The sequence below is a fragment of the Photobacterium sp. genome (assembly GCF_057456235.1).
Map to the genome: position 1 here is coordinate 137,878 of NZ_JBVCPH010000011.1, position 19,157 is coordinate 157,034.

A 19,157-nucleotide genomic window follows, 5' to 3' on the forward strand; every position below is an offset into this window, starting at 1 on the left:
AATAGATTTAGCAATAAAAAAAGGGCGGGAGATCGCTATCACACACTCAGAATTACCATTTTTGTTGGTGAAAAATCGTTCACAACACGACCATAAAAAAGATATTTCAGTTTATGAGAAGCAACTCACAACAAACGGCGGGGTGAAATTTCACGGCAGGAATTAACTCCACCATGCCTACTGCGTTACATCACAATATAAAAACACAACACGTAACACACTGAAAATAAAATAAATAACCAATAGTAAGCACTAACACACCACGTGAAACGCGGTTTCTAATCTGTGAGGGTGAACTCAAAATCATAGCTGACGTAAGTTATCAATTAGGATGAAATTAACGTTTTTGACAGTAAGCCCGCCTCTTTTAACGTTTTTAACGGGCGACCACATTGACGATTTTGGCTATTCAGAGTTTCCTAGTGGCACTGAGAGCCTGCAAGGCCATTCAATAGAAGAGTATTTTCATTCTATCGAAGCAGGTTCAAGGACTACCCCTCGGGGTACTCATTTTCCATAAGTGAAACGAAAAGCACAGAGTAAGGAACAGCTATGCTTGCCAATATTAAGAAAACTAAGTTAGCGCTTGCGGTTTTTGCCGCTGCAACCTCAGCATTAACGGCACCGATTGCCGCCGCTGCTGAGCGAACTGAACTGACTATGGTTCCAAAGTTTTACCCTACATTTGTACGTAACTTTAACCCGTTTCTCCAAACTCAATTAGATACCGTTCAAGACTTTATCTATGAACCTTTAGTCGTATTCAACGAATTGAAAGGCAACGAGCCGGTAATGCGTTTGGCAAAAGACTATTACATGTCTGACGACCTAATGCAGGTGACTTTCGTCATCCGTGACGGAGTGAAATGGTCTGACGGAAAAGCGTATACAGCAGAAGACGTTGCATTTACGTATGACATGCTGAAAAAACACCCTGAACTTGACCGTACAGGTATCAACCAACGCCTGAAATCAGTGATCGCTTCTGGTGATAAAGTTACTTTCAACCTGACTGAAGCAAACTCAAATGTTCCATACCTGATCAATAAGGTATCCGTTGTTCCTAAGCACATCTGGAGCAAGGTAGAAGATCCTACACGCTTTACCAATGAGAACCCGGTTGGTACCGGTCCATTCACTGAAATCGAAACATTCACCCCGCAGCTATACACTCAATGCCGTAACCCACAATACTGGGATAACAGCAACCTGGATGTTGACTGTCTGCGTCTGCCGCAAGTTGCAGGTAACGATCAGTTCCTGGGCCAGGTACTGAGCGGTCAATTCGACTGGACGTACTCGTTCATCCCGGATGTTGACAGCACATACGCAGCAGCCAGCCCAGATAATAAATACTGGTATCCTGCAGGTGGTAGCCAGGCATTCATGTTCAACTACCAGTCGCCGAAAGCGGGTAACAATGAAGCGATCAATAACATCGATTTCCGTCGCGCCTTCTCTATGGCCATCGACCGTGAAACGATCATTGATATTGCTTTCTACGGCGGCGGTGTGGTGAATGATTACGCCTCAGGTCTAGGTCAGGCATTTGAGTCATGGTCTGATAAAGCCGTTCATGAAAAATACAAGCCGTTCATGACCTACAATGTAGACAACGCCAAAGCATTGCTGAAAAAAGCGGGCTTTAAAGATCTTGATGGCGATGGCTTTGTTGAAACCCCAACAGGTAAAAAGCTTGAGCTGGCAATTCAATCACCAAGTGGTTGGACTGACTTCAACAACACCGTACAGCTAGGTGTTGAAATGCTTGAAGAAGTCGGGATTAAAGCGAAATCAAGTACCCCTGATTTCTCGGTTTACAGCCAGGCAATGCTTGATGCTCAGTACGATGTTGCTTACACCAACTACTTCCACGGTGCAGATCCGTACACTTACTGGGACAGTGCTTACCACTCACGCTTCCAGGCAAATGATGGTATGCCTCGCTTTGCGCTTCACTACTGGAAGAATGCTGAGCTAGACAAATTACTTGAGGGTTTCTACCAAACCGCAGATCGTGGCGAGCAAGTTAAGATGGCTCACAAGATCCAGAAAATCATTGCAGAAAACCAAGTAACAGTACCTGTCATGTCAGGAGCTTACACTTCTCAGTACAACACCTCGCGCTTTACTGGCTGGTGGAACGAGAAGAACCCGAAAGGCCGTCCAATGCCTATCACCAACACCCAAGAACGTCTGCTACAAGTACTTGATCTAAAGCCTAAAGTATAATTTAGGTATTAACTTGCGGTGCGCACATTGCGCACCGCCTCTTCCCCCTTCGATTGAAATTTATGGCGCTTTGCGTCAGGGGGATTTCTGTCCTGAATCTAGCAAAATACATCAATGCTGGATGATTAAGGTGTGAGTTATGGGATTCTTTATACGACGGCTGTCTTTTTATCTGATAGCGCTTTTATTTGCGATTACGCTGAACTTTATTTTACCGCGAGCGATGCCGGGAGATCCGGTGACCATGATGTTCGCCAACGCAGCTGTGCAGGTAACGCCTGAGCGTATCGCTGCAATGAAACAATTATTGGGGTTTGTCGGTGGCCCAATCCACGAAGAATACTTTATCTACCTTAAAGGGATTCTTTCTTGGGATCTGGGTATCTCGATTCAAACCTTCCCGCAGACCGTTAATGAAATCATGGCCCGTGCGGTTGGTTGGTCAATGTTCCTGGCGGGTACCGCCGTTATTCTGGCCTTCTGTTTAGGCTCGACCCTCGGTATTTTTGCAGCCTGGAAACGCGGCAGTAAATACGATGCATTCATTTCACCTGGGATGATGGTCATTCAGGCCGTACCTCCCGTGGTCGTTGCCATGCTGGTGCTATACACCTTCGCGATCGGCCTTCGCTGGTTCCCATCAACCTATGCGTATACCGCAGGCACCACACCTGACTGGACCAGCTGGGAATTCATTAAAGATGTTCTCTACCACGCGGTGTTACCTCTGTTTTGTGCCACCATCATCCAGATTGGCGGCTTCTTGATCAACATGCGTAATAACATGATCAACCTGCTGAACGAAGACTATATCACGATGGCAAAGGGCAAGGGGTTAAGTGAAAACCGCGTGGTATTCAACTACGCGGCACGTAACGCCATGCTACCCAGTGTGACGGCACTATCGATGGCGCTGGGGATGGCTATCGGGGGGCAGCTCATTATCGAGATGATCTTCAACTACCCGGGCCTCGGCACCGTTCTTCTTAACGCGATTAATGCGCGTGACTATCAGGTTCTGCAAGGTCAGCTGCTTATCATGACCCTGTTTATGCTGTTCTTTAACTTCATGGCTGACATCCTCATCGTGGCACTTGACCCTCGCCTACGTAAAGGAGGCAAATAATTATGAAAGGCTTAATTAAGTTACTTTCCAGTAACCATAAGGCCCTTGCCGGCTTAATCATTATCACGCTGTTTATTTTGGCCGCGGTTTTTGCCCCGTTCATTACTGAACATGTGCCTAACAAGAAAACGGGTAACCCGCACGAATACCCTGCGTTTGTTGTTAAGGCTGCCCAAAATAACCCCGATGGCTGGATTGCTGAAAACCTCGCCGACAGCAGCCGTACCCTGCGGATGTCGAAAAATGCCGAACACGTACTCGGCACCACCCGAATGGGACGCGATGTCTGGTCTCAAGTTGTGTATGGCGCACGCACCTCTCTCGCTGTTGGCTTCGGCGCCGGCTTGATGGTCTGTTTTCTCGCAACCTTAGTGGGTGTTTCTGCCGGTTACTTTGGTGGCCGGGTTGACGATATTCTTTCTGCTGCCATGAACATCATGCTGGTGATCCCACAGCTGCCCTTATTATTTGTTCTCGCGGCCTTCATTGGTGAGGCGGGGCCTGTAACGATAACCCTGGTTATCGGGATAACGGCCTGGGCATGGGGCGCCAGGGTTGTCCGCGCCCAGACATTGTCAATCAGAGAAAAAGAGTTCATCAAAGCCGCTGAGGTATTAGGTGAATCGTCTTGGCGCATTATCTTTGTTGAAATCCTGCCAAACCTGATTTCAATCGTCGGTGCCAGCTTCATCGGCTCGGTCATGCTGGCGATTATGACCGAGGCAACATTGTCATACCTTGGCCTTGGCGACCCGGGAACGATCAGCTGGGGCAACATGCTGTACAACGTTCAAACATCCTCTTCGATGCTGGTCGGCGCATGGTGGGAGCTGTTAGTTCCGTGTATCGCGCTTACTCTGGTTGCAATCGGCCTGGCACTGCTCAACTTTGCGGTGGATGAAATAGCTAACCCACAGCTTCGTTCACACAAAGGGATGCGCCGTTGGAAAAATATGGAAGCACAAAATAAAGAAGCCCAAAAAGCGACATTAGAAACGGCTCAGCCAGCCCTTCAGGGAGGAGAAAAGTAATGACCAATCCACAAATCTCCATTCGCAACCTTTGTGTTGACTACATCACAGATGCTGGCGATGTACGTGCGGTAAACAATGTCAGCTTTGATATCGGTAAAGGCGAAATATTCGGTCTGGCTGGTGAGTCTGGCTGTGGTAAGTCAACCGTGGCAATGGCATTAATGCGTCTGCATAAGCCGCCCGCTTTTATCTCTGGTGGCGAAGTGATCTTTGACGGTCATGGCGATATTCTTAAGCTCAGCGAGGCCAATATGACGGCCTTTCGCTGGAGCCAGATCTCCATGGTATTTCAGAGTGCAATGAATGCACTCAACCCGGTACTGACACTCGAAGATCAATTTTGTGACGTCATTATGCGCCACACCAATATGAATCGTAAGCAGGCTATTCGCCGTGCTGAAGGGCTATTGGAAATCGTCGACATTCACCCCACTCGTCTGCGGGACTATCCGCACCAGTTCTCGGGGGGAATGCGCCAGCGCCTGGTGATAGCGATTGCACTGGCACTGAATCCGAAAATGATCATCATGGATGAACCCACAACCGCCCTTGATGTGGTGGTTCAGCGTGAAATTCTGCAAAAAATCTATGCCCTGAAAGAGGAGTTCGGCTTCTCGATCCTGTTCATTACCCATGATCTCTCGTTGATGGTCGAGTTTTCCGATCGCATTGGCATCATGTATTCAGGTGAACTCATCGAAGTTGCGCCATCAAAACAAATTCTGGAACAGCCTTTCCACCCTTATACCGAAGGGCTGGGAAGTTCATTTCCACCACTGACCGGACCGAAAACCCGCCTCACCGGCATTCCTGGCAATCCATTGAATTTGCTTGAAATACCTCAAGGCTGCCGTTTTCAGGCACGCTGTAACAAAGCCCATGACGCCTGTTTCAGCACTGCCACTCAATTACGCCAACTTGAACCAGGTCGTTTATCAAACTGCCACCTATTCAATAAAAGCAGTTAATAAAAAATAGGAAGTAATTAGGAGGCATTATGAATAAACCTGTCGGAAAGCCCATTATTGAAGGTAAAAATCTGATTAAAGATTTTGCGGTCAATAGTAATTCGTTAAAGAAATCCAAGATGCGTGCAATCAATGACGTGTCATTCAAAATGTACAAAAGCCGCGGCCTGGCCGTGGTGGGCGAGTCGGGATCGGGAAAATCAACCACCGCTAAAATGATTGCCAAAATGTATCCGCCAACCGGGGGGCACATTGAGTACTTCGGACGAGACATTGCCGATATCACCAACCGACGCGATTTAATGCAGTACCGTCAGGGCGTCCAGATGGTATGGCAAGACCCGTTTGGTTCACTGAACCCGACCCATACTATTTTTCACCATATCGCCCGCCCGCTGCTGATCCACAACAAAGTCAGTAAAGGCAATAACAAAGAGCTTGAAGAAAAGATCTACAGCCTGCTTGACCAGGTCGGACTGAACCCACCGAAAGAGACGGCGGCTAAATTCCCTCACCAGCTATCGGGAGGCCAGCGTCAGCGTGTCAATCTGGCCCGCAACATTGCGGTGGGCGCTGAAGTGGTACTGGCTGACGAACCGACGTCGATGCTTGATGTTTCCATCCGTGCCGGGGTACTGAATCTGATGGAGGAGATGAAGTTTGAACGTGAGATGGCGCTACTTTATATCACCCACGATATCGCAACGGCACGTTATATCGCCGAAGATCTGGCGGTAATGTATGTCGGCCACATGGTCGAATGGGGAGATACCGAGGAGATCATTCATGATCCCCAGCATCCTTACACCCAGCTACTGGTTTCTGCGGTGCCCGATCCCAGCAAGTCTATCCATGAAAAACTCAAGGGCAACAAGGGTGAAATCCCGCTCTGGACACCGGCAAGCCTTGGCTGCCCGTTTGCGGGACGCTGTACTCACGCCACAGCACGATGCCGGGAAGAATTGCCAGGAGTGACTCAGCTTTCTGAGAACCACTTCGTACGTTGTTACTTATTCGAAAGCTAATCGATATTTATTAAGAGTGTTATGTAGCTGCTAATACGGCAGCTACATATTGGAGGATACATGCAGCTGTTAACGAACCATCTTGGATATGAGCGTCTTGGGGCCAAACAAGCCATTGTTTTGGCCCAGCCTGATCTTGCGGTAACGACGGCACAGATCATCCGCTGTGATGACGGGCAGTCCATTATGCAGCTGCCTCTTAATGCCTGTGGTCCGGTCGCACAATGGCACTCGGGGTATACCTACTCGATCGATTTCACCCCGCTGGATCAATGCGGCGAATACCGTATTCAGCTCGGCGATACCCAATCGGTACCGTTTTGTATTGCCGAGGGGCTGTTAATGCGGCGTACCTTTAGTGATCTCTTGCATTACTTTAAGTCGCAGCGTTGCTCTGGGAGCTATGAACACGCCGATCAGCACATCCGTCTCTTCGGTAGTGATGAAACAGCAGATGTGCGTGGCGGCTGGTATGACGCGTCCGGCGATGTCAGTAAGTACCTCAGTCACCTATCAAACGGTAACTATTTAAATCCTCAACAAACCCCGATGGTGGTTTGGAACATGCTTAAAGCTTATGAGGTGCTCGAAGACGAAGAAAATATTGCTGATTTTACCCGCCAGCGCCTTATGGAAGAGGCACTTCATGGCGCGGATTTTTTACTGCGGATGCAAAACCCGCAGGGTTATTTTTATATGACGGTGTTCGACAAGTGGAGTAAGTCCACGGGGCAACGGGAGATTTGTTCGTATTCAACTCAGGACGGTATCAAGTCTGATGCTTATCAGGCCGGTTTCCGCCAGGGTGGCGGAGTGTCAATTGCAGCCCTCGCAGCCGCGGCGCGTTTGCCTCAGTTCGCCTCGACGTCGCGTCTGAATACGGGAACCATTCAAGCAGACGCTTATCTTCAGGCTGCAGAAAAAGGCTATTGGCATCTGCAGGAGATGAACAAGCACTACCTCGATAATGGTCAGGAGAACATCATCGACGAGTACTGTGCACTTCTCGCCACGGTTGAGCTCTATCGAACAACGCAACAAGAACGCTACTTGGAGCAAGCTCGTCATTGGGCGCAACGCTTAGTTGCACGTCAGGTCTCCGATCACCAAATAGCGCATTACTGGTCTGCCAATGATGATGGCAGCCGTCCTTACTTTCATGCTGCAGAAGCAGGGTTACCCGCGATTGCATTAATGCAATATTTAGCCATTGAGCATGATGTCATTAGAAATGAAAAAACTTACCAAATACTGCTCAATGCCTTGGATTTTGAATTAAATATCACAACAGAAGTTAACAACCCGTTTGGCTACCCGCGCCAGTATGTCAAAGCGGTGGATGATGATAAGCAGACGGCTTTTTTCATGCCTCACAACAATGAGACCGGTTATTGGTGGCAAGGTGAAAATGCCCGTATTGCCTCGCTGGCCGCAATGGCTTATATGGCACAAAACATCGTTGATGATACCGCAGTCAAAACGAAGCTCATGACCTATGGTCAGCGCCTTACCGATTGGATTGTAGGATTAAATCCGTTTGATATGTGCATGGTCGATGGCCATGGCCGCAATAACCCGGATTACCTGCCCGAACTCGGCTTTAGCAATGCGAAAGGCGGGGTGTGCAACGGGATCACTGCCGGTTTTGAGAACGAGCAAGACATTGCGTTTAAACCGGAGAAACAGCAAGACGACATGTTACAGAACTGGCGCTGGGGCGAGCAATGGATCCCTCATGGCGGTTGGTACTTATTAGCAATAACTTTGCAATTTAAGGAGCGTTATCATGGCTAGTCAAATTAAATATTATGTGGGCGTCGACGGTGGGGGAACCTCCTGCCGAGCTCGGATCTGCGATCTTGACGGTGAACTTCTTGGCGAGGCCAAAACAGGCAGTGCCAATATCTTATTAGGAGGCCAAGTTGCAATGGCATCAATCCTAGATGCCATTGCAACAGCGGCAGATCTGGCCGGGCTAACCCCTGATGATTTCAGTGCGATGTCAGTCGGCCTTGCTTTAGCCGGTGCCGAGCAGAAGGATGCCTGGTACTCCTTTATGGCACTCTCCCACCCTTATGCCTCAATGACATTAAATACTGATGCGTATGGCGCTTGCCTCGGGGCATGGCGTGGTGAAGACGGTGCCATTCTTATCGCCGGTACAGGCTCTTGCGGCATCTTGATCAAAGATAACCAGCAGCAGGTGGTCGGTGGGCGCGAGTTCCCGATATCCGATCACGGCGGCGGGGCCGTGATGGGGCTGCGCCTGATCCAGCAGGTGCTGTTAAGTGTCGATGAGATAGTACCGCATACTCTGCTCGCTCAACATGTTATGGCGCACTTCGAACACGATGTCGACGCCGTTGTCAGTTGGTCAAAGACAGCCCGCCCTTGTGACTACGGCCAATTCTCACCGGCTATTTTCGCTCATGCGGCCGAAGGCGATAGCTTGGCTATCGACTTACTGCAACAAACCGCCGCCGACGTGGAAATGTTGCTGACCGCACTGATAAAGCGCGGTGCCGATCAGGTGTGCTTAATGGGCAGTATTGGGGAGCGAATTCAACCCTGGCTCGTACCGCCGTTACAAAATCGTCTTGCCCAGCCTCAGGGTGATGCGATGGATGGTGCTATCGCAATGGCAAAAGGTTGTCACAACCTGTATCCACTTTAAGGAGACATAATGAGCTACCGCGTCGATTTCACCGTGATAAGCAAAGCAGAGCATGAGTCTCGCTGTGCGCTAACGCTTCATAACCTCAGTGATCAGCCGGTGAAAAACTGGTCACTGCACTTTGTTATTAATCGCTGGATTGAGCCGACGTCGGTGTTAAGTGGCCAGGTTAAACAGCTGGGGAGCTATTGCGTTATAACGTCAGAAGCGCTCCCTCTGCTCGCCTCAAATTCACATTTCTATACTGAATTTACCATGGCTACGGCTCCCTTCACCTTGCATGATGACGGGATCCCTGAGGCTTTTCTGGTCGCCAACACCACCGAGGGCTTTATTCAACCACTCCCGGTTGAAGTCACCTGTATCGACTTGGGTCAGCCGGCAATAGAGCGATTTACGACCCAGCTCCCTCCCGAAAAGGCATTGAATATCATACCTCTGCCAACATCGGTAACGCCAATTCGTGGCCGGTTTACGTTCACTCAATCGACTGCGATAGCCTCACCCAATACGTTAGCATCAGGTCCGGCCCGGTGGCTGCAAGAGGAGTTGACTGAATTACTCCATGAGGATTTCCCGGTCCATCGGGATGGCAATATCCATTATCAGGCTCACCCTGAAATGGCAGAAGGCGCATACCGCTTACTTATCGAGCAGGATAACATCTGGCTCCAGGCCAGCTCCAAATCCGGCTTTACCCATGCAACATCGAGCCTGCTGCAGCTGTTACCCGCCAATCCTGAGCATCATACCGTTGCCGCTTATAGCATTCCAATGGTTGATATCCAAGATCAGCCACACTACCCCTATCGCGGCATGATGTTAGATTGCGCACGCCACTTTCACTCGATCAAGCGCCTTAAACACCTCATCGATCAATTAGCCCGTTATAAATTCAACACCTTCCATTGGCATCTTACCGATGACGAAGGGTGGCGAATTGAGATTGAGGCTTATCCCGAACTGACTCGTATCGGCGCATGGCGTGGCCCGAATGAAGTATTGCTCCCCCAATTTTCCACCATCAACCGGCGCTATGGGGGCTACTACAGCAAACAGGATGCAAGGGATCTTATTGACTATGCCAGTGATCGGGGCATAACCATTATTCCTGAAATCGACATTCCCGGGCATTGCCGTGCTGCGATCAAATCGTTGCCGGATCTACTGGTTGATCCTGACGATAAATCTCAATATCGCAGTATTCAGAACTATCCGGATAATGTGCTATCCCCGGCACTTAAAGGCACCTACACCTTTATCTCAAATGTACTCACTGAAATCAGTGAATTATTTCCTGCCCCCTTTGTGCACATTGGTGGCGATGAAGTGCCTGCCGGTGTCTGGACCGATAGCCAAGCTTGCCAGACTTTAATGGCACAACACGGCTATCAAGATCCCAAGGAACTGCAGGGGCATCTGTTACGTTTTGCTGAAGAAGTACTACAAGCGAAAGGCAAGCAGATGATGGGCTGGGAGGAAGCCACCGATGGTGACAAGGTCAGCAAGCAAACAACCATTTTCTCATGGCGCAGTGAAAAAGCAGGCCTTGACTGTGCACAACAAGGTTATGACGTCGTCATGCAACCGGCACAATTTACCTATCTCGACTTAGCACAAGGCTATTCTGCCGATGAACCGGGTGTCGACTGGGCCGGAAAATTGCCTCTTGATAATGTGTATCAGTATCGCCCATTCGCCGAACTCGCCCCGGATGATCCGGCTCACCAACGCATTATCGGTATTCAAACGGCACTGTGGTGTGAGCTCGTCAATAATCAAAGCCGCTTTGAATACATGATTTATCCACGCTTATTAGCTATTTCAGAGCTCTGCTGGAGCGCCCCTCACCAGCGTAACTGGGATGACTTTAAAGCGCGTTTGAATGGTCAACTCAAATACTTAGACAAAGCGGGCATCAATTACCGCCACTGCGAATAGCAACTACAGATAGTTAATATTTAAAAAGGATTGGAAGCAATGAAATACGGTTATTTTGATAACGATAATAGAGAATACGTAATCACTCGTCCTGATGTCCCGGCTCCCTGGACCAACTACCTGGGTACTGAAAAGTTCTGTACCGTCATATCACATAATGCGGGTGGTTACTCCTTTTACAATTCACCTGAATATAATCGCGTAACAAAATTTCGCGCGAATGGATCTTTTGATCGCCCGGGCCACTACGTGTACCTTCGTGATGACGAAACAGGAGATTACTGGTCCATTTCCTGGCAGCCCGTCGCAAAAAGTCTTGATGAGGCCAGCTATGAAGTCCGCCATGGCCTTTCTTACTCGAAATTCAAATGTGAATACAACGGCATTACCGCATCAAAAACCTTATTCGTACCTAAAGGTGAAGATGCCGAAGTCTGGGATGTTGTCATCAAGAATGAGACCGACAAGCCTCGCACCATCAGCGCATTCTCATTTGTAGAGTTTTCCTTCAGCCATATTCAATCTGATAATCAAAACCATCAGATGAGCCTGTACTCTGCGGGTACATCGTATGAAGAGGGAGTCATTGAATACGATCTTTATTACAACACCAATGAATTTGAAGGTTTCTACTACCTTGCATCTACCTTTGACCCTGATAGCTATGACGGCCAGCGTGATTCCTTCCTCGGTCTCTACCGCGATGAGTCTAACCCTATCGCGGTTGAACAAGGCAAATGCTCGAATACCGCGCAAACCTGCTACAACCATTGCGGCTCACTGCACAAGCAATTTGTTATTCAGCCCGGCGAAGAGGTTCGTTTTGTTTATATCCTGGGTTTAGGTAAAGGTAACGGCGCAAAACTACGCGCTAAATATCAAGACCTTGCTAACGTTGATGCCGCTTTCGCAGATATCAAATCTCACTGGGATGAGCGTTGTGCTAAATTCCAGGTGACATCGCCAAACGAAGGTCTGGACACCATGCTCAATACCTGGACCCTGTACCAGGCCGAAACATGTGTTGTCTGGTCTCGCTTTGCCTCCTTTATCGAAGTCGGCGGCCGTACCGGGCTTGGCTATCGCGATACCGCACAAGACGCAATGGCAGTGCCTCATTCCAACCCAGAAATGACTCGCAAGCGCCTTGTCGATCTGCTTCGCGGTCAAGTTAAAGCCGGTTATGGCCTTCACCTCTTCGATCCCGATTGGTTTGATCCGGAAAAAGCCAATGTAGAACCATCGAAATCGCCGACCGTTGTCCCAACGCCAAGTGATGAAGATAAGATCCACGGTATCGAAGATACCTGCTCTGATGACCATTTATGGCTTGTCCCAACGATCTGCCGCTATGTCATGGAAACCGGCGAAACCCGTTTCTTTGACGAAGTGATCCCATTTGCCGATGGCGGTGAAGCCACGGTTTATGAACACATGAAAGCGGCGCTGAATTTCACGGCCGAACAGGTTGGCCGTACAGGTATCGCGAAAGGCTTGCGCGCAGACTGGAACGATTGCTTGAACCTCGGTGGTGGCGAATCATCAATGGTTGCATTCCTTCATTACTGGGCAATTCAAGAGTTTGTTGATCTCGCTAAATTCCTAGGAAAAGACGAAGACGCTGCGCGTTATGAAGACATGGCCGGCGGTGTCCAACACGCCTGTGAAGCGCACCTTTGGGATGAAGATGGCGGCTGGTATATCCGTGGCATTACCAAGAATGGCGAGAAAGTCGGTACTAACGAACAGGTTGAAGGCAAGGTTCACTTGGAATCTAACACCTGGGCGGTTGTTTCCGGGGCCGTATCTCAAGAGCGCGGCGAAAAGGCGATGAACTCGGTTGATGAGTACCTGTACTCTGATTACGGCCTGCACCTGAACGCCCCTTCTTTCGCCACGCCTAACGACGACATTGGTTTCGTTACCCGTGTCTATCAAGGCGTGAAAGAAAATGGCGCGATTTTCTCCCATCCAAATCCATGGGCCTGGGTCGCGGAAGCTAAGCTGGGGCGCGGCGATCAGGCGATGAAATTCTACGATGCACTAAACCCATACAACCAGAACGACATGATTGAAAAACGGGTGGCAGAACCGTATTCCTATGTTCAGTTCATCATGGGACGTGATCACCAGGATCATGGCCGTGCTAACCACCCATGGCTAACCGGTTCATCTGGTTGGGCTTACATTGCTGCCACCAACTTTATTCTAGGGGTTCGCTTAAGCTTTGACGGCCTGATTGTCGACCCATGTATTCCAACCGCATGGCCAGGCTTTGACGTTACCCGTCAGTGGCGCGGAGCAACATATAACATCAAAGTTGAAAACCCGGATCATGTCAGCAAAGGCGTTGTTTCTATCACGCTAAATGGCGAACCCATTGAAGGAGCGATAACCCAGCAGGCTGAGGGTACGGTCAACACTGTTACGGTAGTAATGGGCTAATCCTCATAGTGAGGTAACGTTTGGGGATGGCTTTCATCCCCACTTTACATTTTTCGATTGAGAGAAATAGGAGTTCCACATGATCCAGTTTGGAACCGGTGGCTGGCGCGCCCTGATCGGCGAAGAATTTACCAAAGAAAATGTCAGATTAGTCGCACAGGCTCTTGCTAACATAATGCTCAAAGAACAGGTTACCGGTAACGGCTTTGTTATTGGCTATGATCGCCGCTTCTTATCGGATAAAGCGGCCGCCTGGTTTGCTGAAGTGCTCGCGGCGAATGAAATCAACGTTAGTTTTATCGACAAATATGTCCCGACCCCGATAGTAATGTTTCAATGCAAGGAAATTGGCGCAACGTACTCCGCTTGCATCACCGCTTCTCACAACCCTGCCGATTACAATGGCATCAAGATATTCATTGAAGGTGGCCGTGACGCAGATGAAATCATCACTCAAAAAATTGAACAGCAAATTACCGGGTTGACCGCAAGTGATGTAAAAAGTCTCGACTTTGAAGACGCCCTAAAATCGAAGATGATCACTAAGATTAATCCGATGAATGAGTTCGTCGACTCAATCATTAATTTTATTGATATAGAAGCGATCAAAAAAGCCAACCTAAGGGTACTGATCGATCCGATGTTTGGTGTTGCTAAGAATGCACTGCAAACCGTTCTAATTTCTGGCCGTTGTGATGTGGATGTGATCAATGATGGTCAGAACCCTTCATTTGGCGGCCTGATGCCATCACCGAATGCCGCGACACTGTACCGCTTAAAGCATTTAGTCGCCCATGAAGGGTATGACATCGGTATTGGTACCGATGGCGATGCTGACCGTTTAGGCATTATTGATGAAAAAGGACACTTCATTCACCCGAACGAAGTGTTATTGCTTCTCTATTATTACATGCTTGAATACAAAGGCTGGAAAGGCTCAGTGGTACGTAATATCGCGACAACCCATCTGCTTGATAAAGTCGCGGCAGCCTATCAAGAGAAGTGCTTTGAAGTCCCTGTCGGTTTTAAACATATTAGCTCGCAGATGGAAGCTGACGATTCACTCATCGGGGGAGAAAGCTCTGGCGGCTTAACTATTCGCGGTCATATCAAGGGCAAAGATGGTGTATTTGCTTCGAGCCTATTGGTTGAAATGATCAGTGTTACCGGAAAAAAATTGTCTGAAATGCTCGGTGAAATCTACGCAAAATACGGCTATGCCTACACCGCTGAAGGGGACTGTACCTTTAAAGCCTCTGAGCGTGAACGCCTATACGATAAAATCTACGTAGAAAAGGCCCTGCCCGAGTTTGAGTATGATGTCGAAAAAGTCAGCTATGCCGATGGGGCTAAGGTTTACTTTAAAAATGGCGGTTGGGCGCTGGCTCGATTCTCCGGTACAGAACCACTGCTGCGTCTGTTTGTCGAAATGAAAGATCAGCAGCAAGCCGAAGCCGTTTTGCAGCAAATGAAGGTGTTTCTGAAAGTGTAACCTCTCGCGCTCGCGCCTTACAGGCTGCGACAACGATATTCATTGTTGAATCCACTGTAACAAGCACTATCGCTGTTACATTTCGCCAACCTTCGTTTGAAGTTTTAGCGGCAAGGGTAGCCCCGCTACCCTTTTTTATTTAATACAAATGAGGATCACTCTTTCGATTAACAACCGTCAAGTTAATATCCATCCCACTGCAACATTGCGCGTCCTAACACCCAGCCAGTACATCGTCATAATTCACACAGAATTAAATATAGATATACATTGATAACAAGAACATAAAAATAGTCGCTCCAACAGACGGGACTGCTGTTCGCTTCACTATATCCATAGGATTATGTTTTGTGACTCCAGCGATGATGATGATCACTGCGGCAACCGGTGAACAAGCCCGCAGTAAGTTCCCCCCCATCCCCATCGGCAGCGTAACTGCGAGTGGACTGATGTCGGCGGCCATTGCAAGCGGAACCATGAGAGGAACCATGGCGTAAAATAGTGCTAACCCACTGCCACTCAAAATGGTAATTAACGCGGTGAACAATAGCAGAGTGAGCGGTAACGTAAAGCCTGAAGAATCAACACTTTGCATGTACGATTGAAGTTCAGAAATCAATCCAATCGACTTTAAGCCCACGACGAAGATTGACGCCGACACTAATAGCGCCACCACCGACATTGCATTGCCCATACCGATGAAAAAGCTATTAGTATTGTTCAGTGTCTCCTTAAAGTCACGAGTACGAATGAGTTCAAAAATAACTGCAATAAATAAGCTGGTAAATGCAGACAAACCAACACTGACTTGTACATCAGCAATGTCAAAAATATTGAGTGTATAGGTCGCAAATAGAATCACAATCGGTAGCAATGGCAGAATTGAATAGCAAATTTTATATAGGCTGCTACCGGTAACATGGTATTTCTCTTCAGATACCCCAGTGTCGGCAGTACTTTCACCTGACTCTGCTACACCTTTCGAGTCCATATAGCGCTGCCAAAATACATGCAGAATAGCCATGAAAATTAAGGTTGGAATAGAAACCAGCGCATGATATTCAAACACGTATTCAGACACTGTCAGACCTGCAAATTCGGCGGTATGAGCAAGTTCTTGCGTGATAGCGACGTTATCACCACCTAAAGGGGTAGGTACAACGGTCGCGGAAGTTGCAATCAACGCCGCCGCCGTTAGCGAGGACATTCCAGCTTGCCTTAATACAGGATATAATGTAGCCAATAATATAATAGCTAAATTTGATGCACTCGGTATGACCAAAGATAAAAAATTACCGATAAGAAATACGAACGGGATCAACTTATACGGTGTTTTAATTTTTGCCAGTGGTTTAGTCAACATATAGACCGTGACATCACTCGCTTTAATATGTTGCATATATTTCGCATAGCCGCCAAGAATCAGAATGATGATACCTGCACGAGAAAGTGTCGAAACGAACTGCTCTGGGATCACCATAATAGGATCGAGCAAAAATGCACCGGTTGATTCAAACCCTTTAAACTGGATTGTATTTCCTATTCCTAATGCAAGATACATTAATCCCATGCCAGCGAATAGTAAGGTGAATTTAATATCCATGTTTTTTAACAACATGAATATCACGACACCGATTGCAATAATAGAAGAAAGACCTACTAATAAATTATCCATGATTTTTCTATTTATTTAATTAATTAATGTTAATGGCGTCGATCGAACTCAGCATCCACTCTTTGAACTTGTCTGGATCAATATCAAGACAAACAGTACAGTTTTCTTTTTGTGCCAGGCGATTATTAAGATCCACGACCGTAGCCCCACGCGTATAAGTCCCTATCAATTCGATCGCGACAAAAGAGTCTTGAACCTGAAACATATCAGGTCTGAGCAAGTATGCTACAGCAGTGGCATCATACATTTTCAAACCTTTATTAAATGATCCCCCACGATACTTTTTAAATAAGTGATAGAACATATCACCGACAACATTCATCTCTTTAATTTTTTGACTATCTTCAGGAAGGATGAGCGCTTTCAAACCAATTTCAAGACCCACCATAGTGATTTTAAGTCCGCTCTTGAACAATATATCAGCCGCTTCAGGATCCGTCGCAATATTAAATTCTGACATTACCCCTTTATTACCACGCGTATAGGCTCCCCCCATGATGACAACTTCTTCTATCTTGTCTAAACACTCAGGGTATGTACGGATCAACAGCGCAATATTAGTCAATGGTCCAATTGCGAGCAGAGTCATTTTCTGCTCAGCATTCATGATAGTTTTGTACATCTCTTCTACGGCATGTGATTGAGACAGTAGTGCATCATTAACCGCGGGGAAATCATAACCTTCAAGACCCGACGCACCATGGATCTCGGATGCATCAATAAACGGTTCGTTCAGAGGTCGTGACGCCCCTTTAGCGACAGTGACTTCCTTCTTATAGTGAGACAGAAGCTTTAAGGTATTTTTAGTGACTAAATCAACGGAAACATTACCTGCGACCGTCGTTATCAGCTTTACATCCAGCTCTTTACTAAACAATGCGATAGCGAGTGCAACCGCATCATCAATGCCAGGATCGGTATCAATAATAATTTGTTTTTTCATCATCTTATCACCTAATTAAAATTCAGAAGTTTTCATTTAAAAGCCTATTTTGAACCAAGTCGTAACTTGGCATGTTAGACGCACCTTTTCTTTCCACCGCCAGAGACGCAAATGCAGAAGCAAACTTAATCGCATAGTCCAATGAATATTTATTTGCTAAACAAGCCGCTAAGCTGCCATTGAAAGAGTCTCCAGCACCGCTGGTATCAACAACAACCGATTTAAATGAGGGATAATGTTTAAATTCTGTGCCATTGAACATAACCGCCCCTTTAGAGCCCAATGTAATAATCACAACCTCCACACCAAGTTGATGAATTATTTCAGCGGCTTTTTTTGCATCCTCTATAGATTGAATATGTATTCCCGACAATCCTTCCGCTTCAATTTCATTTGGCGTAATAACATCAACGCTTGTTAATATATCTTTAACCACTTCATTGTACGGTGCAGGGTTCAATATCACTGGTACATTGTTTTCTTTGGCTAAATTAATAGCTAACTTGGTAATGTCAAAGTTATTCTCTAACTGAGTAAGAAATACTTTAGATTTTTTTATTTTATCAAACGCAGCTACGACCTCACTTTTCTTTATATTTTCGTTAGCACCTAAGTTGATAGCAATAAAGTTATTATTCGTTCCTTTCGAAACGAAAACAATCGCATTTCCTGTAGGTTTTTCATTATCTTCTAATAATGTCAATGAATTCACATCTGTAACTGACAGGTAGTTTGATGCTTTTTTTCCCAAATCATCACAGCCAATCTTCGCCATTAAATGTACATTATTATTGACCTTGGCTGCAGCCGTTGCTTGATTTGCCCCTTTTCCTCCTGCGTAAAAATTAGTTGATATGGAACGTACTGTTTCTCCTACTTTCGGAAATTCACTTAACTCAGAAACAATATCAATATTAAATGAACCTAAAACAAAAACCATTTCGTCTTTAGGTGCTTTGTTTATAACTATATTATTATATTCACCCCCACCTTCTTTAACCATAATATTATTCAAACCTATATTCTTAAAACACCTATCATTATCAATACTTACAAAGGATGCCCCACCATAGAATGGCTCTGCAATTCCAGCATTAACTAAAGATGTTATATCTCTTCTAATTGTTCTTTCTGTTACATTAAATTTACAAGCTAACTTTCCAACATATACAAACTTATTAACCATAAGAATATTTTTAATTATACTTATTCTTTCATTCTTATTCATATACCTCACCCTTGCTTTATATAAAGTATCATGACAATGTTTATAAAACTAATGAGCAAATCATAATTAACACCCTGAACCGGACATGAAATGTCCGATTAAGATCACATCTCTTCAGGATTTTTTGATCGATATTCGAAGAATGTTTACTCTCTTTTTTTATCAGGGTTATTTCGAGTTTTCAGTTTCAATCATCTACCAAAAATCTTTACCAATAAACAGTAAAATATGTAGGGCTCTGTTCAGTAACTTAGTTGAGAGCCCAGTACCCAGCGACTCTCTCTGTAAAAGTAGCCTTTGATAGTGAATCATCACTCAATATGCGCCGCCACCCTAAGTACTTAGTAAGGTTTTTAGTCGCCACACCGCAGAGC

The 19,157-nt window shown here is 46.7% G+C and carries 13 protein-coding genes; 10 read left to right on the forward strand and 3 right to left on the reverse strand.

Features of this window, described 5'->3' with window-relative positions; genetic code table 11:
• The first annotated feature begins 552 nt into the window (after positions 1–552).
• The 10 genes from AC2204_RS13710 to AC2204_RS13755 all read left to right on the forward strand — a co-directional run bounded on the left by AC2204_RS13710 (position 553) and on the right by AC2204_RS13755 (position 14,937).
• Positions 553–2,232, forward strand: a complete 1,680-nt coding sequence (locus AC2204_RS13710) for an ABC transporter substrate-binding protein (protein WP_318926243.1) — start codon at positions 553–555, stop codon at positions 2,230–2,232.
• A gap of 139 nt (positions 2,233–2,371) precedes the next feature.
• Positions 2,372–3,358, forward strand: coding sequence for an ABC transporter permease (locus AC2204_RS13715; protein WP_107284128.1), 987 nt, complete (start codon positions 2,372–2,374; stop codon positions 3,356–3,358).
• A 2-nt stretch (positions 3,359–3,360) separates the two neighbouring features.
• Positions 3,361–4,389, forward strand: coding sequence for an ABC transporter permease (locus AC2204_RS13720; protein WP_318926244.1), 1,029 nt, complete (start codon positions 3,361–3,363; stop codon positions 4,387–4,389).
• Positions 4,389–5,360 (forward strand): ABC transporter ATP-binding protein, encoded by a 972-nt coding sequence (locus AC2204_RS13725; RefSeq protein WP_318926245.1) that lies wholly within the window; start codon positions 4,389–4,391, stop codon positions 5,358–5,360. The genes AC2204_RS13720 and AC2204_RS13725 overlap by 1 nt, the downstream gene beginning before the upstream one ends.
• A gap of 29 nt (positions 5,361–5,389) precedes the next feature.
• On the forward strand, positions 5,390–6,385 hold the full coding sequence (locus tag AC2204_RS13730; protein ID WP_318926246.1) for an ABC transporter ATP-binding protein: 996 nt from the start codon (positions 5,390–5,392) through the stop codon (positions 6,383–6,385).
• Positions 6,386–6,445: 60 nt separating this feature from the next.
• Entirely contained in the window at positions 6,446–8,179 is a 1,734-nt protein-coding gene (locus AC2204_RS13735) for a glycoside hydrolase family 9 protein (protein WP_318926247.1), read from the forward strand.
• Positions 8,172–9,059 (forward strand): glucosamine kinase nucleotide-binding domain-containing protein, encoded by an 888-nt coding sequence (locus AC2204_RS13740; RefSeq protein WP_318926248.1) that lies wholly within the window; start codon positions 8,172–8,174, stop codon positions 9,057–9,059. Before AC2204_RS13735 ends, AC2204_RS13740 begins: the two co-directional genes overlap by 8 nt.
• A 9-nt stretch (positions 9,060–9,068) precedes the next feature.
• Positions 9,069–11,000 carry a beta-N-acetylhexosaminidase gene (locus AC2204_RS13745; protein WP_318926249.1) on the forward strand — a complete coding sequence of 644 codons (1,932 nt, stop codon included), beginning with the start codon at positions 9,069–9,071 and terminating at the stop codon, positions 10,998–11,000.
• A gap of 39 nt (positions 11,001–11,039) precedes the next feature.
• Positions 11,040–13,445 carry a glycoside hydrolase family 94 protein gene (locus AC2204_RS13750; RefSeq protein ID WP_318926250.1) on the forward strand — a complete coding sequence of 802 codons (2,406 nt, stop codon included), beginning with the start codon at positions 11,040–11,042 and terminating at the stop codon, positions 13,443–13,445.
• Positions 13,446–13,524: 79 nt separating this feature from the next.
• Positions 13,525–14,937: a phosphoglucomutase/phosphomannomutase family protein gene (locus AC2204_RS13755; RefSeq protein ID WP_318926251.1), complete on the forward strand. Its 1,413-nt coding sequence runs from the start codon at positions 13,525–13,527 to the stop codon at positions 14,935–14,937.
• A gap of 253 nt (positions 14,938–15,190) precedes the next feature.
• Here AC2204_RS13755 and dcuC read toward each other — a convergent pair whose 3' ends face one another.
• Genes dcuC through AC2204_RS13770 form a run of 3 tightly spaced genes read right to left on the reverse strand, consistent with a single transcriptional unit; the run spans position 15,191 to position 18,783 of the window.
• Positions 15,191–16,612 (reverse strand): C4-dicarboxylate transporter DcuC, encoded by a 1,422-nt coding sequence (gene dcuC, locus AC2204_RS13760; RefSeq protein ID WP_318926252.1) that lies wholly within the window; start codon positions 16,610–16,612, stop codon positions 15,191–15,193.
• A gap of 19 nt (positions 16,613–16,631) precedes the next feature.
• Entirely contained in the window at positions 16,632–17,558 is a 927-nt protein-coding gene (gene rihC / locus AC2204_RS13765) for a ribonucleoside hydrolase RihC (protein WP_318926253.1), read from the reverse strand.
• A 19-nt stretch (positions 17,559–17,577) separates the two neighbouring features.
• Positions 17,578–18,783 (reverse strand): PfkB family carbohydrate kinase, encoded by a 1,206-nt coding sequence (locus AC2204_RS13770; RefSeq protein ID WP_318926254.1) that lies wholly within the window; start codon positions 18,781–18,783, stop codon positions 17,578–17,580.
• Positions 18,784–19,157: the final 374 nt, after the last annotated feature.

Coding starts and splice junctions, on each gene's coding strand:
- AC2204_RS13710 (WP_318926243.1), top strand. CDS start 553: ATGCTTGCCAATATTAAGAAAACTAAGTTAGCGCTTGCGGTTTTTGCC.
- AC2204_RS13715 (WP_107284128.1), top strand. CDS start 2,372: ATGGGATTCTTTATACGACGGCTGTCTTTTTATCTGATAGCGCTTTTA.
- AC2204_RS13720 (WP_318926244.1), top strand. CDS start 3,361: ATGAAAGGCTTAATTAAGTTACTTTCCAGTAACCATAAGGCCCTTGCC.
- AC2204_RS13725 (WP_318926245.1), top strand. CDS start 4,389: ATGACCAATCCACAAATCTCCATTCGCAACCTTTGTGTTGACTACATC.
- AC2204_RS13730 (WP_318926246.1), top strand. CDS start 5,390: ATGAATAAACCTGTCGGAAAGCCCATTATTGAAGGTAAAAATCTGATT.
- AC2204_RS13735 (WP_318926247.1), top strand. CDS start 6,446: ATGCAGCTGTTAACGAACCATCTTGGATATGAGCGTCTTGGGGCCAAA.
- AC2204_RS13740 (WP_318926248.1), top strand. CDS start 8,172: ATGGCTAGTCAAATTAAATATTATGTGGGCGTCGACGGTGGGGGAACC.
- AC2204_RS13745 (WP_318926249.1), top strand. CDS start 9,069: ATGAGCTACCGCGTCGATTTCACCGTGATAAGCAAAGCAGAGCATGAG.
- AC2204_RS13750 (WP_318926250.1), top strand. CDS start 11,040: ATGAAATACGGTTATTTTGATAACGATAATAGAGAATACGTAATCACT.
- AC2204_RS13755 (WP_318926251.1), top strand. CDS start 13,525: ATGATCCAGTTTGGAACCGGTGGCTGGCGCGCCCTGATCGGCGAAGAA.
- dcuC (WP_318926252.1), bottom strand. CDS start 16,612: ATGGATAATTTATTAGTAGGTCTTTCTTCTATTATTGCAATCGGTGTC.
- rihC (WP_318926253.1), bottom strand. CDS start 17,558: ATGATGAAAAAACAAATTATTATTGATACCGATCCTGGCATTGATGAT.
- AC2204_RS13770 (WP_318926254.1), bottom strand. CDS start 18,783: ATGAATAAGAATGAAAGAATAAGTATAATTAAAAATATTCTTATGGTT.